This is a genomic window from Gimesia fumaroli, assembly GCF_007754425.1.
In the GTDB taxonomy this organism is placed as follows: Bacteria; Planctomycetota; Planctomycetia; order Planctomycetales; family Planctomycetaceae; genus Gimesia; species Gimesia fumaroli.
This window is the reverse complement of record NZ_CP037452.1, coordinates 1277470-1292587: the sequence shown is the minus strand read 5'-3', so window position 1 is coordinate 1292587 and position 15118 is coordinate 1277470. Positions and strand designations below refer to the sequence as shown.

Sequence of the window (15118 nt, the reverse complement as noted above, 5' to 3'; positions counted from 1 at the left end):
AAAACGCCCTGTTTTCAGGGCGTTTTTTCGTATAGACACATCCACGCCCTCAGCTAACATGCGGAGATAACGTCGCGCGCGCGAGTGAGCACTACTGGTTCAGGTGAAGTTTCGAAACCACTGAGAATATCAGCACTATAAAACCCGCTTGTTTCAGCACGATTTCCCAAAACACTGCTCACCCGCACCTCAATTATCAAACGACATCGCAACGCTTGATCGGTCCCAAACAGGGAATTGAAAGCACTTCTTAGCATATCATCACTCCTTCGAAAGTTAATTTTTGTCGCTCCCTCTTGACGCCTCCACGCCCCGCAAGAAAATTCATACTAATTAGTTTGTCAAATCCAGGTAGGGGCAACAGTGAATGCGATATCACGAATCTGATTCCAAATGTAGCGACTGTCTTAAAAATTCAGGAATTTCTCACGTTTGCCTCCCATTGTTTTCCTTCTTTGACCATGGTGTTGAGAATGATGAGCAGTTTGCGCATGGCAGCCACGAGTGCGACCATTTTCGGTTTTCCGTTTTTGACGAGCCGTTTATAGAACGCACTGATGATCGGGTTGTGCCTCAAGGCCACTACGGTGGGCATGTATAATCCGTTCCGGATCCGGACTCGTCCGCCGCCAATCGTCCGTCTTCCCCTCATGGTTCCGCTGTCGCGGTTCGTGGGTGCGACACCGACTAACCGTGAGATCTGCTTTCGATTCAGGCTCCCCAGTTCCGGCAGATCTGAGATGAGCAGAGTTGCCGTGATACTGGCGATGCCTGGTACCGATTGCAGGATTTTCGAACGTTTACGGGACTCCTCGTCGGCGTCAATCAGTGCCTTCAGTTCCTTCTCGATCAGCCTGAGCTGTTCTTTGTGGAAAGCAATGGATTGTTCAATCATCTTGATGACGTCCTGGTCCACAATGGTCTCCAGACGGTTCTTTTCCTGGATGATCATCTTGCTGGTCTGTTCCCGGCGAGAAGTAAATTCACGCATTTTCTGCTGGGCCTCTGTTAAAGGTGGAGTGAGCCGTGGGTCCATCACCTCGGCATATTCCCTGATGATGCGCGCGTCAATCTCATCGGTTTTGGCCAGTTGATTCTTCGCTCGGGCAAAGTCCCGGATCAGTCGGGGATTGACGACAGAAACCGGAAACTTGTGCTGGTGCAGACAGGCAACCAGCCTGTTTTCCCAGCCGCCGGTTGCTTCCAGACAAACTCGAATTGGCTGAAGCTTCATGAGTGTGGCGATTAACTTTTTTCTCCCGGCTGGTGTGTTCTTGTAAACAACGGACTTGGAACGATCTGGGAAACTGACATCAAACTTGGCTTTTGAAATATCAATCCCAACGTCTTCTGTGTTAAGCTGATGCATGCTAAGGCCCTTCCTTGCAAATACGAGCTGGTGGTGGTGCACCGCTCTGGCGACTGTACGGGTTAAGGCATGAGAAGCGAGTGGCGATCCAGCTACAACTCGGTCTTTAAGACCAGGGGCCGACACGATCTGACACTCGCCACCAATGTTTCCCGCCTTTAAAGGCGGGAAACATTGGCTTTATCTGCCTATCAAAACAAAGAACTCTAGACAGTCAAGAGCAGATACAAGGGGTCGACCCGCACTATCGACGTGCTCAACATGAAACCGCTTGAACGTTCCAGCCACTTCCTTCACAGGTAGAATCCTAAATGAATGACACAAGGCGGGCGGACACATGGGTCCGCACCCTACAGAGATCATGGAATCAACGAGCACTTCAGATACGATACGCATTCTACCCGAAAGCCACTCGACCCACGAACTGAAACTACGGCACTGGTGCTGATTCAGTACTTCCCACCTGTTCCCACACCCGTTTCAAATCCGGTATCGTCTCTGGAAGAATCTGCAACAGATTTTGACGATCCGTCGCTGTCAATTGATGAGTCAACAACGATTTATCAACCCCAGTAATCACCCCCTTCATTCGCTGATAGATATAGGTTCGCACGGGTTCAGCCAGTGATCGAAACGCCTTCGAATAAAGCATGTAACTGCAGGGAAATCGAAACAGCCGCCGCTTGAGATCGAACTGTCGCAGAGACCGCCCCTGGGAATCAAAGGGGCCCCGTTTCGCAAACTCATTCGCAAACGAAGAAGTCCCTTGAATCGGATATTTCAGTTCCACTTCTTTCTCAAACAACAAATACTTCACCAGCTGATCTGCTTCCTGCTTCCAGACTGCGTCCTCTTGCTCTGCATCACCGCGATGCACATCAATCTGCCAGGCATAGTTCGTGCGGATGATAAAATTGTGCGCGTCGATCTGATGCTCAAAAACCATCAGTGCCACAAGATCACTATGCGGGGTTGGATAGTGGGCAATCGGTGTCAGTGGCGAAAGGTCCTTGAGATTCAGCCCTGTCTTGTTTTCAATCGGCTTCTTTGGCCGCTTTGAGGAAGGCAGGTGAAAATTTCCCATGTGCGTTGTTTTTCCGTGCGTGCCCGTCACATACCAGCCTCCCCAACGCTCTGAAAGCGGACTGGAATGGTCCGTTCGAAAACTGCCCGCCGAGATCACCGGCAGCCCCACCGGATCAACGAACATCGAGCGCACTAGTAAACCGGGGATGTTCTTCGTTCGCGAGGAAGCATGACAGGTCATGCAACTTGCCACCTGTCGCTGAAGTTGAGGCTTCTTCGCCGGCGTCTGCTTCAAAGTATAAAACACCATCCCCAGTTTTTCATCAGTCACCATCAGTTCCAGCATCCCATCCTGAACAAAGCCGACATACGCATCGTCACTGAAATACAAAGCCCGCGGTCGATCCGGCCCGATCAAATGCCGTTGCAAACTCGTTTTTGAAAACGGCAGCATTTGTGATGAAACAGAAATCTTTAGATCCTTGAGCAACGGAAGCAGATAACCGAAATCGTCTGCATACGTCCAAGATTTTTCGCCGGCATCCAACGCCCGCTGTAATTGGGTGATCACATTCTGCGGCGTCGCATCACTATAGTTGACCGGTGCAGCTTCAAAATTAAGAGGCGGCGCCGCCTCGGCAAATGGGCTCTGCAACAATATGACTGTGAAAAGCGCAATCAGATTTTGATGAAACACATTCATTGCGCAGCCCCTCCGGTTGTCGTCACTTTATCTCCCTGCTGGTTTTTCGCCGCAACAGGAATTTTACGAATGCAAAACAAGCGGCCCCCCGTACGCATTACCAGCGCACCATTCACCGCTGCATACCCATATTGTACCGGATCGGCAAAGGTCAAACCATTGCGCGTTCGTGGTCGTCCACCGGTATTGCCGCTGTTATCACCCGCAGTCCTGCCACCGGATTGCGGCACGGTACTTCGTCGCTTTCCGGCTTCCGCCCGACGTTTCAGGTCGGCTTCCCCCGCCTCGGTCGCACCGTCAATCAGTTCGTTTTCTGCCAGAATCCGAAACTCCCGCCCGGCGGCAATCACCGTCGTCAGACCATCCTTGCCGGGAAAATAAATCCGATCACCGAGCCCCAAAGGCGTCGCCCAGCAGGGCTGCCCCAGCCGTTTGATATACACCTGCTGGCCCGTTTCCGCATCGAAACAATACACGACCCCCACCTTATTCACCCAGTACGCCAACCCCTGATACACCATTGGCGAACCAAAGGTCGGCATGGCTTTACTGGTTTTCCAGAGAATCGTCTGTTGAAATTCTTCGCCAACACGTTTGACCTGCATCGCAAAATTCGATTTCTTCGCATCCGTCAACCGCTCGTCGTGCATGCCGGGAGACGCACTGACTAAAAACTTGCCATCACCAAAGGTCAGTGGCGTGCAGGCTCGATTGCCTCCGACTTCCTCAAACGTCCACAACAGTTTTCCCGTAGACGGATCATAGCCGTCCACACTACCACTCGAACTGCAGACGATTTGATCGGCTTGATCAATCTTCAACAGCGCGGGTGAAGCGTAACTCTGGCGGCTGAAGCGGTCGGTTTTCCATTTCGTCTTTCCCGTCAGCTTATCAACGGCGAGCAGATACGAGGGTCCTTCATGATCAATCAGTACGATCACCGTGTCCCTGGTCTGCACCAGTGAAGCAGCCAGACCAATGCGGACTTCAAATTCGCCGTAATCCTCCGTCAAAGAACGCGACCAGAGCTGCTTGCCGTCATGGTTCAGCGCCAGCAGGTTCCCCGTTTCGAAGAACGCATACACGCGCTCCGCATCCACAACGGGGGTCGGTGCCGAACGACTCTGAAAATAATTCCCGCGCACCGGCTGTGAGGAAGTGGTCTTAAAATCCCAGAGCAGTTTCCCCTGCTTCAGATCCAGCGCGACCACATGACAGTCGTTTTTCATCTCCCCTTCAATTGACGTCACAAAGATTTTCTCGCCCCAGATCACAGGACTCGACTGCCCTTTGCCGGGAATCTCAGTCTGCCAGGCGATGTTCCTGGTCGGCGACCACGTCAGCGGCAACGAATCAGCGGTCAGCGCTGTCGCTCCTGCGCCTTGAAAACCGGGCCAGCGCTGCACGTTTGATTTTTGGGTTGGTGGTTCTCCTGCCAGACAGGTCACTAATGTAAACAGCACAATGCCCGCTGATAGCAGGCTGCTTCGCCAGCCTGCCAATCGTGAATTTGATACACGTTGATTCATCTTGGTTTCTCCTTGGAAACGTTAGAAATCGATTTTATTATTTTGAATGAAACAGCACGGTCAACGCCGGTTGCTAAAACTCGCCGATGACTTCACCGCCTGCTTTTGTTCCCAGTGCCCGCCAGAGAGTGAGATCGATATTCTCACTCACTAACCGCACCGAGGCGTCTCCCAGTCCGACGTGCACGCCACCGACATGCATACTCCGCGGTGCAAACCAGCCAAACCCGTTGCGGTGCACATCGGGCACATTCGAATTCGGCGTCATATAGGTGTTAAACGACGTCAAATGCTCGCGGCCCCAGATCCAGGAACTCCGTCCACGCCCGTCAACATTACCGGCCGCAACCGCTGCCGCCGCGATATCCGGATTGTGTCCCGGAGCACTCGTGAAGCCTTCACCGGCAGCACCCATTCCGCCGCCCCGATAACGGGCCATCTGCCGCTGTGGATCAGTCACCAGACCGCTGCCGTCCAGTTTATTCCCCATTAACGACTCTGACAGAATCAATGTATTCGAAGAGCCATCGGTCAGATCACGAAAGCGGCTGGCAGAGCCCCAGAAAAACATTCCGTTCGTCCTTGCCCGTGTGTCATAATTCGTGTCGGTACCGTCTCCCGTACAGACAACGTAATTCGTGCCGGCAAAGACGCCGGTGCCGGTATTCGCATTTTGAAAAATAGGAGACTCCGGCTCACTCGGACATAGAAACAGAGGCAACACCTGCCCTGCAACCGTATTGTGAATCGGGTTCATCGACTGACTGCCCCCCGACCCCACCATCAATGGCACATCAAAGTCGATCAGATTTTGCAGGTTGCCTTGATCCACAAACGGCAGAATCCGCGCCTGCACCGAGTAGCCATAGGCGCTCTCGGAAGACAAACCGGGAAACACGCGATACGCGCTTTCATAATTATGAATCGCCAGACCAATCTGTTTCAGATTATTTTTACACTGTGCCCGCCGGGCTGCTTCCCGCGCCTGCTGGACCGCGGGCAACAACAGGGCAATCAGAATCGCAATGATGGCGATGACGACTAAAAGTTCAATTAACGTAAACCCGCCGCGCGCACGCCGCCGGTCAATTTCAGGGAATAACATGGAATTTCCTCGCAAGATAAAGATTAATCAGTGTGGTTCTATTCAATTCGCAGCGCGTACCTTCCGCGCAGAAGTGAATGTGAAGTTTAAAAAACGTCTGAATCCGCGAGGTCTGTGCGGCCGGTGGTAGCACGCTCACAGCAGGCCCGTAACCTGCTTTGTGGAGAGCGAGCCGCGTCCCGCCGTAAGCGCACCAGCACAAGCCGCACGTCCTTCCGATCAACAGATTCAAGTGCGCAGCAGCACCCCGGAACAAAGCGCGGAGACGAATTCAGACTATCGCTGTCGCAGCCGAGACCACACGAGGAGGTGGCTCGGGGGGCTCAACCGCACGTGCGGGAGCAGTCAGCGAAACAGGCACCGACCAGACAACAGGATCAGCATGAATCAGGCCGGCCTGAACTTCTGGCAGAATCGCCCAGGGCAGACTGTTCCAGAACAATCCCTGCCCCTGACATTTCTGCACGAATACGCCAATTACAAACTGTGTCTCACTCTCTTCCTCAGTCGCTTTGACTGCAGGCACGTTCGCGGGTTGTGAGTGAGAAGAAGAACAGCAACCCTTTGTTTTAGAAGCCGTTGGAATGAGTTCGCTTGCCTTTGCCGACTTGGTTTTTGAGCAACAGCCGCCCGCTTTACAGACGGAATCGGCGGATTCTCTGGCAGCGGCTGCGATGACGTAAGTCGGGGGAGTAACACCATTTGCCTCAGCCCAGGCCACTTTTTCCTGGTTGGTAAAACAGCAACAGCCCTTCCAGCACGCTTCGGCAGACTGACAGCCACACGGGCGATTCTGACAGGGGTAAGCGGCACTCTGATCTTTTTCGACCGGGGAACGGGAGGCAACCGGCAGCGGAACAAACGAGGCGCAAAAAGAGACGAGCACCAGCAAGCTGACCAGCCTGCGTGCCCTGAAACGCCTTAAATTATCGAGCCAGACAAACATCAATTAACCTCGCGCCAAATCTCATCGACGCCGTAAATAAACATCTCGTTGGCTCGCTCTCCACACAACCAAGATTATCAGGAATACTAACGTAAGGCAAGGATTTACGCAGCTTGAATCTTGAGCCAAAGCGAAGTCTGCTGTTAACCCATCGCGATAAATTGCTCAGGTAGTGAACTGCAAGTCATGTTACCTCAAGATATTTTATGCCTCCGATTTCTGATGATCGCGAATAAAATGATGATCATCATGAATACATTTACAATAATCAGCAGCAACCGTCCTTGTTCGTTGTTGCTTTTCGCCTTATCAAAACCATCAATCCCAAAATGGGCCAGAGAAAATTCCTCTTCAGAGACATTCCCTTCCTGAACTTCGAGCCGCTCAGCGCGCAGCGTATTCTCTGCGATAACATCACCATTCTCAATTGTCGTATCTTTGAGAATCACTTCCCGCGGGACAGGTATCGTAAAAGGCGTGTCATACTTGATGACTCCCGAGTATTGAACGATTTGCTCTTTCATGTCTGGAAGTTCGAATCTGGCAATAGCCTGATATTCGGAGAGAGCCATCTGCTCATCTTTTAAAAGAAATAGCTCTACTCTATGAAATTTATATTTTAAAGGGTCGATCTCCAGAACGACCTTAATTACTTCGTATCTTTCTTTGGCAGAAGTAACGGAGACAATCTTGGTTGAAGGAGCTTCAAATAGATCCTTCAATGACGCATTCATGATATGAAACGCCGCCAGAACATATGGTTTCGACCATCTGGACTCGCGCCCCTGAGTCTGAGTGTCAAAGGACACAATCGTAAACTCGGATTCGTTTTTTCTCTGCTGGATATCAAAGACAGTATCCCCGTTGAGAGAACGAATACGAAGAAACGGGGCATCCTTGAGGGGCTTTTCTGTCTGGTATTCTGTCCGCGATTGAAAACTGTCGTTATAGACCAGATAGGTATTTATAGTGTCGTGGTCAATTCGGTCGTGCTGCATCCGGACTCGCACATTCGCAAGCCGTTTTCGAAGCGTCATCAAGTTTTTCAGATAGACCTGTTTGAAGGTGGCTGCTTTATATTCCTCTGCTCCAAGTGTGTCAACCAATACAAATACAGACAATGCCCCTAGAATAAAAACGTATTTTTTCATCATGGCTTCAATCTGGATCTTACTGTCTCATAATTTTGAATGACAAATAACTATTCGACAAAAACTGTCAAAGGAATCTTTCCATAATCGGAACAGAACAGTACCAATTTCTGTTCTTCGCCTCGTTTAAAATAGTTCACCGGAGCCTTTAGCGAGATGGATTTGGTCTGGTTGGAGTTGACAGTGAAAGGAAGATCAGAAAATTCGACACAACTACATCGATGACCAATTCCATAGATTTTGAACTGAGTCTCCGTTCCGTTGATTAAATCCAGAGTTCCCATCTCTTTTGCATACTGTTCTTCTCTCTCAACTGGCCCGCCCATATGGAGAACGGCTGAAACTCCAAGTTGTCCCTTCGACTGTCCTGCCCCTGCGAGACCCAGACGTGGGATGCTGAAATCATCATCCTGAAACAGAACGATGGTCCAGACCAGAAATCCTACGAATAATATGACGAGGATCAATTCCTTGATATTCTTTATCTTAAACCAGTTGAGCATAGTGCACCAAGAAGTTCCATTAAACGGGGTACTGCAACATCCTTATGGAAGTCCGCGAAACATTGATTTAAAATAAACAAGAAATTGTCTTTTTATATCATAAAATTCCTATGTTCCAATCAAAATCCTTGATCTATCTCTGCATTCTGATCGGCGCCGGTCTGGGCTGGTGGTATGCCTATAATATGAGTTTAGGAAAAATTGTGTTTGTGCCTGGTAGAATGGTGCTTCATGAAAGTGAGGCGAGGCATTTCCAGATTGTGTATTATAGCGGTGCGGTGCTCGGTGCCATTGTGGGAGGTTGGAAACAGCAAACGTCGTTCTGCCTCGCGCTCGCTGGCATGACTGTGGGACTGATCGTCTTTTCCATCTTTGGTCCGCTGGAAACAACGATCGAATCACATCGATTTCAACTGACTTCCTATCATCTGGTGATGCACAGAACCATTCAAAACACCATCGGCATGCTTTTAGGCGCGTTGCTGTTTCTCTTCTGGCCTGAGATAGGCGGGTTCCTGAATCGTATCAGCGGCACACTTCCATCGGACGACACAAACACAACTTCCCTATCCCGAAAAATGACTGATCAATGAGATGTCTTCACTCTCCGGGAGTAGATAATAGATTATGAATTTTGATGACAAAATCATCGCAATTTTTGAAAGCGATGCATTCGATTTATCATGGCCCGATGATGATTCTGACCCGAATGAACCACCGCTCGGGAAGGATCTGGCAGATTTCCTGCAGGCTCGATTACAGGAACAGTCAATCGAAGCCGATGCTCCCTTTGATTCAGAAACGGGCTGGGAATTTTTTGTAACAATCGAAGGTGTTCAATATTCCCTGCTGGCCCATTGGGCTCCCATGGGGGAACCTGAGTCTGATATCTGGGTGATCCAGCCCCAGATCTTACAAGGCTGCCTGAAAGCGTTATTCAGTAGAGATCAGGGACAAAACCCACGCGACTTGCAGCCTTTGTTAAAAGCCATCAAACCCATTCTCAATGAGTCGAACGTTTTTTCAGATGTCAGATGGTTAACGAGGGATGAATTTTCCGCCGTGTATTAGCCTACGACTCTATCCTACCTCAGTCTGTGAGCTCCAGCTTAATCTCATTGTCACCCGAATCTTTCACATTTACCGTCAGCCCCGAGGTATCGAACTGGCTGTATTTCTCGGGAATCAGGTATTTGGTCTTCCCGGCGGCGCTGGGTGGGGGTGTCTTGCCGTAGTTGGGTGAGTTCTCATCGAAGTAAGAATTGTCGGCTCCTTCAACGACGCTTTTCACCACGCTGACCTTATGCGAACCGGCAATCGCACCGTCGCCGGGCGTGAAGGTCATCAATTCAAATTCGCCCGCGTCATTGGTGATTCCCGATGCGCCCCGTGCCTGGCCGGTTCCCGTACTCTGAAATGAAACCGTCGCTCCCGCTACGGGAGATCCGTTATATAAAACGACTCCTTGAACCGGATACACGTTTTCGTGATCCCCTTCTCCAACCTCTCCTTCACCACAGCCGGCGAGAACCAGTGAGGAGAAAATGACGAAAACAACCTTGAAGCGATACGCAAGCTGTAACATGTTTGATCCAGATCGAAAATCATGTGAGAGAAAAGTAACTCTGACTCCTGGTCCACGAAGAGACCAGGAGTCAGTACAAACAAATACCGCTATGAAACTTATTTGAAGTTCACTACTTCAGAGCAGTTTCGTGTGCCCAGAGCTCCCCAGATGCCATAGGGGCTCGGCGTGGTGACACGTCCCGGAGGGGTCGCCGCGGAATTACCGGAATCGATATTCTCGCTGATGAAATGCACGGCCCCATCGGCAAACAGACAGTGTGCGCCGCCCGTGTGTGCACTCGCTGCAGAATAGATCGCGTTATTCGGATCTTCCGAGTTCGAGCTGTTGGTACAGGAAGGCGAGTTCGGCGGCAGAATTGTCTGGAACCCTGTAAACGCCGGTCGGCCATCGGCCCAGCGATCTCCCCGCAGTCGGTCACCATCACTGCCGGAGATGTAACGTTCTTTACTGGCCAGCGTCGCCAGACACAAGGAGGGATTGGTGTGAACGCTGGCCGTGCTTTTGCGAACCTGACCATACACTTCCAGATTGTCACCGCCATAAGAGGGAGACATGCGAATTTCCGACATCGCGATGGTATTGCTGGTACCATCGGTAATGTCGCGAATGCGAAATACATTCGTTCCACCAAACAGCCCCCGCACACGTTCGGGTTCCCGGTTCTCCAGTTCGGTAGTGCGGTCCCCTTTGTTGAACACATAACTGGCTTTGCCCCGATCACGATTCTGAAACGCACTATCGGAAGGGCAAAGCAGAGCGGGAATATCCTTATTCCAGTAATCTGTCGATCCCCAGGGAACGGTCCCCTGATTCGTCTGGCCCGTAATCTGATTGAACAGGTTTGCCTGATCAAAATGGGGCAGCAACCCGAAGAAGGCACTTAAGCGGACACCATTATTCGTCGTACCGTTACCGGTGCCGGTCAGACCGGGAGGAAACGAACCGAATGTTTCATGATAGTTGTGCAAGGCCAGTCCCAGTTGTTTGAGATTGTTCTTGCAGTTCGAGCGGCGTGCTGCTTCACGAGCCTGTTGTACTGCAGGAAGCAGCAATGCGATTAAAATGGCGATGATCGCAATCACCACCAATAACTCAATCAAGGTAAATGCGCGGCGAGACTTCAGATGCAATTTCACGTTTCTTCTCCTTCATAAATCATATAAGAACACAGAAAGTTCTGATCGGGGAAATGAAAATCAGGTTCAATCGACACAAGGAACAGGTTGAGTGAGAAGCGGGAGAAAGCATTGCTGAACCCTCTTGAATTCTTCACCAGATTCACTTATGACTGTTATGACCCACTTAATATACACATTGGTTTATTAATATACATGCGTATTAATCAAGTCTACATAAACGCCACAACAACTGTCAATCGGTTCATTTCAATAAACCACCAATTTGCATATTTGTATAGTTTACTAACTAACAAGGTGGGATCAGGCAGATAAAACCCTCGCACTGTGTGCGATAGAGTGGAGCAATATCTGGAAAGAAAACGAGTTAGACGTGTCGACTGGAACCTGTGATTCACACAAAATCAATCGATTCACCAGTCAAACGATACTGAGACGGCGCAGGAAAACGCGCAGTATTAGGAAATGGGAACTCGTGTGTGCCACGAGCTCAAGGTAGCGACTCATCTGAAAATTATAAGGCGCCACTGCCGGTCAGGATCACACGGATCGTGCGGAACAGGATCTTCATGTCATTCCAGAAACAACAGTTCTGTAAATACATCAGATCAAGTGAGACTTTTCTGCGAAAGCCTTCGATGTTGTTATCGTATCCGTTTACAATTTGTGCCACACCAGTCAGACCGGGCTTCAACCCTAATCGATTGATATAGTTCGGAATCTCTTTGCTCAATCCTTCGATGAATTCCGGGCGCTCGGGACGGGGGCCGACTAAGGTCATTTCCCCTTTGAGCACATTCCATAACTGCGGCAGTTCATCCAGTCGTGTTTTCCGCATAAAACGTCCCAGACGCGTGACGCGCGGATCGCCCTGTACCGCAAACTGGGCGCCATTTTTTTCAGCATCTACAGTCATCGTACGAAACTTGTACAACGTGAATGGCATTCCGTAGCCATTTTCATCACGCCGATCCGAACCAGAAACACGTCGATCGGAACTCAGATCGAGTTCGAGTAAATCGATCTGCTCCTGACGGCGATCACTCTTTGCCTTGTTTCGTAAATTCAAACCGACCCGAGTCTGTTTGAAAATAGCAGGACCAGGCGAAGTAAGTTTGACCAGAACTACCAGAAACAAGAGCAGTGGAGACAATAGAATCAACATGGTGAATGAGACAACAATGTCGAGCGATCGCTTCATAAAACGGGTCCGCTCTGTCAGATTGCGAACATCGACGCGTGGCTCTTCTAACTCCAGACGGGTTAACCAACTGGTATTCCGCCAAAGCTCCACATCCAGATAACCGTTCACCAGATCGGATAATTCTCCCGGAGGAATTTGACCTTTATAGGGAACACTGGACTGTCCTGCTGCCATCGAACTCATTGGGTAAACGCTTTCTGCTGAATCGAGCTATCTGTGAAGCACTCCCCCGCGACAAAACTCGCACACCCGGACTTCAAATGCAGACCAGGCTCTGAATGCCTTGCGACATCGGCCTGCGATCCATTCGAACTCCGGGCAATTTCAGGTGCCGGGGGGACACTCTCATAAGTATTTCTACTTAAAAGTTAGCTCGTGCATTCTCATGATGTAGAGTCAGAGTTTCAGAAAGCCAGGTCGCAAACAAACTCTGTCGCGACAATAGCAACTGCCACAAAAAAAACGGCTACAGGAAAGAAAGGGATTCTCTCTCCTGTAACCGTTTTGAGGGTTATAAGCCGTGATTATCAATCCGAGGCTTGATGCTTAGAGAGACGAATCTCCCTTAATCTGGCTGGATAAACCGCCGGCTGCCGGCAGGTACATTTTTTCTGCGTAGTCCATCACCATCCGGTCGGCATTAAACCGCCAACCCAGGGTACGAATGGCACGTTTCATACGGTGGATCCACCCCAATGGAAGATCGTCTTCGTTGCGACGATAATACAGAGGGATGACTTCTTCCTTGAGGACCTTCATCAGATTCAATCCATCGCGGTCATCCTGAATCTCCTGATTTACGTGCGTCCGTCCTTCTCCAATGGCAAACCCGTTGCTGCCGTCAAAGGCTTCCGCCCACCAGCCATCCAGAATCGAACAGTTGAGTCCGCCGTTCAAGACCACTTTCTGACCACTGGTTCCCGAAGCTTCCAGCGGACGACGTGGATTGTTTAACCAGACATCAACGCCCTGCACCAGATGCCGCCCGAGGTTGATGTCGTAATCTTCCAGCAAGACGATCTTACCGCGGAACGGCGGCTCCTGCGTCAGTTTGAAGATCCGCTGAATAATCTGCTTGCCGCGCTCATCAGCCGGGTGCGCTTTACCCGCAAAAACGAACTGCACAGGCCGATCAGAGTCTTCAATGATTTTGAGGAAGTTATCCATATCCTTCATGACGAGGTCTGCCCGCTTATACGGTGCGAACCGTCGGGCAAAACCAATCAGCAATGCATCCGGATTCAAAGCCGTTGATAAATGACCGATTTCCGTATCGGATGTCCCGCGGCGTTGTGCCTGCTTCACCAGCAAATCACGCGAAAACTGGATCAGTCGGTTTTTCAATGCCTGATGCGTTTCCCAGAGATCCCCGGGCGAAATTTCTTCAATCCCCGCCCAGACATCGGCTTCCCCTGTTCGGTAATACCATTTCGTCGGCAGCACACGGTCATAAATCACACGCATCGGTGCTGCCAACCAGGTCGGCATGTGCACACCGTTGGTGATGTGACCAATCGGGATTTCTTCTTCGCTGCGCCAAGGCCATAACGAAGCCCACATCCGCCGACTGACGACGCCATGCAGGTTCGAAACCGCATTCGCCAGACGACTCAGTTTGAACGCCAGCACCGTCATACAGAATGATTCGCCTTCGTTTTGTGGATCAACGCGGCCCAGGCTCATCAACGCATGATGATCGAGCCCCAGCTGATCTCCCAGCGGGCCCACGTGTTCTTCCAACAGACCTGCATCAAACCGGTCATGACCGGCGGGAACCGGCGTATGTGTTGTGAAGACACAGGCAGACGCCACATCCCGTAAGGCATCGTCAAATGAAAACCCGTCTTCATGCATCCGGTTGCGAACACGTTCCAGAGGAGCAAACGCCGAGTGACCTTCATTCATATGAATCACACTCGGTTCGATGCCAATCGCTTCCAGTGCACGAACACCGCCGATGCCCAGCATGATTTCCTGACGAATTCGCGTTCGCTGATCACCGCCATAAAGCCGAGCCGTCAGATTACGATCTTCTTCACTGTTTTCGGGAACGTCCGTATCCAGCAGATACAAGTTCACGCGGCCGACATCAATCCGCCATACCTTGGCAAAGATTTCGCCCGAACGCGTCGAAACGGAAATCGAAACTGGTTTTCCATCCGGCGTTAACGCAGGAGAAATCGGCAGGTTCCTGGTTTTCGCTTCCGTGTACGATTCCTGCTGCCAGCCCTCTTTATCGATATGCTGTGAGAAGTAACCCTCTCCGTAAAACAGACCAACGGCCACCAGAGGCAACCCCAGGTCCGATGCACTTTTCAGATGGTCGCCCGCCAACACACCCAGGCCGCCCGAATAGATATGCAGCGATTCATGAATCCCGAACTCGGCTGAGAAATAAGCTGCACAGCGATGCCCTAAGATCGTGGCATTCGTGGAACCCCAGGTTTCAGAACGTTCCATGTATTCCTGCCAGCGACGGTAAGCTACATTGACGCGGGAATGCAGACTGAGGCTGCTTAATTTTTTATCCAACTGTTCCGGCGAATACTCTTTTAAAAGCAGCACCGGGTTATGGTTCAGTTCAGACCATTTATCTGGATCAATCAGATGAAAAATCTGAGTAACGTCAGGCTGCCAGCTCCACCACAGGTTACCGGCCAGGTCACAAAGTTTTTCATAAACAGTTTTTTTTGTAGCCATTGAAGATCCATCCAATCAATTACGATGTATGTAATTCTGTCAAACCCCAGAGTCTTTCCGGGGTGATTCTCATTTGAGTTCCACTGCCTGATCGAACGCGCAGACGCGATGATGTGAGTATAATGAAATATATTTCATTCCAAAAAGGCAAACAAAGT

General features: G+C 50.5%; 13 protein-coding genes. 2 read left to right on the top strand and 11 right to left on the bottom strand.

The genetic code is table 11. From position 1 onward, the window contains the following. Positions 1–415: 415 nt before the first annotated feature. From Enr17x_RS05065 to Enr17x_RS05035, 7 genes are all read right to left on the bottom strand, one after another. Positions 416–1369 carry an IS110 family RNA-guided transposase gene (locus Enr17x_RS05065; RefSeq protein ID WP_145306499.1) on the bottom strand — a complete coding sequence of 318 codons (954 nt, stop codon included), beginning with the start codon at positions 1367–1369 and terminating at the stop codon, positions 416–418. 430 nt (positions 1370–1799) lie between these two features. Further along, a complete protein-coding gene (locus Enr17x_RS05060; RefSeq protein WP_145306497.1) occupies positions 1800–3098 on the bottom strand; it encodes a hypothetical protein in 1299 nt (432 codons plus the stop codon). Continuing rightward, complete coding sequence (locus Enr17x_RS05055; RefSeq protein WP_145306495.1) at positions 3095–4627, bottom strand: PQQ-like beta-propeller repeat protein; 1533 nt, start codon at positions 4625–4627, stop codon at positions 3095–3097. The genes Enr17x_RS05060 and Enr17x_RS05055 overlap by 4 nt, the downstream gene beginning before the upstream one ends. 73 nt (positions 4628–4700) lie before the next feature. Next, complete coding sequence (locus Enr17x_RS05050; RefSeq protein WP_145306493.1) at positions 4701–5732, bottom strand: DUF1559 domain-containing protein; 1032 nt, start codon at positions 5730–5732, stop codon at positions 4701–4703. Positions 5733–6003: 271 nt separating this feature from the next. After that, positions 6004–6678: a hypothetical protein gene (locus Enr17x_RS05045; RefSeq protein ID WP_145306491.1), complete on the bottom strand. Its 675-nt coding sequence runs from the start codon at positions 6676–6678 to the stop codon at positions 6004–6006. Positions 6679–6872: 194 nt separating this feature from the next. Beyond that, positions 6873–7832, bottom strand: coding sequence for a hypothetical protein (locus tag Enr17x_RS05040; protein WP_145306489.1), 960 nt, complete (start codon positions 7830–7832; stop codon positions 6873–6875). 47 nt (positions 7833–7879) lie between these two features. Then, entirely contained in the window at positions 7880–8332 is a 453-nt protein-coding gene (locus tag Enr17x_RS05035) for a hypothetical protein (protein WP_145306488.1), read from the bottom strand. Positions 8333–8442: 110 nt separating this feature from the next. Between Enr17x_RS05035 and Enr17x_RS05030 the strand changes: the two genes are divergently transcribed. Both Enr17x_RS05030 and Enr17x_RS05025 read left to right on the top strand, forming a co-directional pair. Next, a complete protein-coding gene (locus Enr17x_RS05030; protein WP_145306486.1) occupies positions 8443–8925 on the top strand; it encodes a hypothetical protein in 483 nt (160 codons plus the stop codon). Between the two features lie 34 nt (positions 8926–8959). Further along, positions 8960–9403, top strand: a complete 444-nt coding sequence (locus Enr17x_RS05025) for a hypothetical protein (protein WP_145306484.1) — start codon at positions 8960–8962, stop codon at positions 9401–9403. A 19-nt stretch (positions 9404–9422) separates the two neighbouring features. Here the strand turns inward: Enr17x_RS05025 and Enr17x_RS05020 are convergent, their stop codons facing one another. The 4 genes from Enr17x_RS05020 to glgP all read right to left on the bottom strand — a co-directional run bounded on the left by Enr17x_RS05020 (position 9423) and on the right by glgP (position 14960). Beyond that, a complete protein-coding gene (locus Enr17x_RS05020; RefSeq protein WP_145306482.1) occupies positions 9423–9917 on the bottom strand; it encodes a carboxypeptidase-like regulatory domain-containing protein in 495 nt (164 codons plus the stop codon). Between the two features lie 98 nt (positions 9918–10015). Next, positions 10016–11056, bottom strand: coding sequence for a DUF1559 domain-containing protein (locus tag Enr17x_RS05015; protein ID WP_232100953.1), 1041 nt, complete (start codon positions 11054–11056; stop codon positions 10016–10018). 514 nt (positions 11057–11570) lie between these two features. After that, positions 11571–12443, bottom strand: a complete 873-nt coding sequence (locus Enr17x_RS05010; protein WP_145306480.1) for a sugar transferase — start codon at positions 12441–12443, stop codon at positions 11571–11573. A gap of 363 nt (positions 12444–12806) precedes the next feature. After that, a complete protein-coding gene (glgP, locus tag Enr17x_RS05005) occupies positions 12807–14960 on the bottom strand; it encodes an alpha-glucan family phosphorylase (protein ID WP_145306478.1) in 2154 nt (717 codons plus the stop codon). Positions 14961–15118: the final 158 nt, after the last annotated feature.

Excerpts from the sequence above, each read along its gene's own strand:
- Enr17x_RS05025 (WP_145306484.1), top strand. The coding sequence starts at position 8,960 with ATGAATTTTGATGACAAAATCATCGCAATTTTTGAAAGCGATGCATTC.
- Enr17x_RS05035 (WP_145306488.1), bottom strand. The coding sequence starts at position 8,332 with ATGCTCAACTGGTTTAAGATAAAGAATATCAAGGAATTGATCCTCGTC.
- Enr17x_RS05045 (WP_145306491.1), bottom strand. The coding sequence starts at position 6,678 with ATGTTTGTCTGGCTCGATAATTTAAGGCGTTTCAGGGCACGCAGGCTG.
- Enr17x_RS05065 (WP_145306499.1), bottom strand. The coding sequence starts at position 1,369 with ATGCATCAGCTTAACACAGAAGACGTTGGGATTGATATTTCAAAAGCC.
- Enr17x_RS05030 (WP_145306486.1), top strand. The coding sequence starts at position 8,443 with ATGTTCCAATCAAAATCCTTGATCTATCTCTGCATTCTGATCGGCGCC.
- Enr17x_RS05055 (WP_145306495.1), bottom strand. The coding sequence starts at position 4,627 with ATGAATCAACGTGTATCAAATTCACGATTGGCAGGCTGGCGAAGCAGC.
- Enr17x_RS05040 (WP_145306489.1), bottom strand. The coding sequence starts at position 7,832 with ATGATGAAAAAATACGTTTTTATTCTAGGGGCATTGTCTGTATTTGTA.
- Enr17x_RS05060 (WP_145306497.1), bottom strand. The coding sequence starts at position 3,098 with ATGAATGTGTTTCATCAAAATCTGATTGCGCTTTTCACAGTCATATTG.
- Enr17x_RS05050 (WP_145306493.1), bottom strand. The coding sequence starts at position 5,732 with ATGTTATTCCCTGAAATTGACCGGCGGCGTGCGCGCGGCGGGTTTACG.
- Enr17x_RS05010 (WP_145306480.1), bottom strand. The coding sequence starts at position 12,443 with ATGAGTTCGATGGCAGCAGGACAGTCCAGTGTTCCCTATAAAGGTCAA.
- glgP (WP_145306478.1), bottom strand. The coding sequence starts at position 14,960 with ATGGCTACAAAAAAAACTGTTTATGAAAAACTTTGTGACCTGGCCGGT.
- Enr17x_RS05020 (WP_145306482.1), bottom strand. The coding sequence starts at position 9,917 with ATGTTACAGCTTGCGTATCGCTTCAAGGTTGTTTTCGTCATTTTCTCC.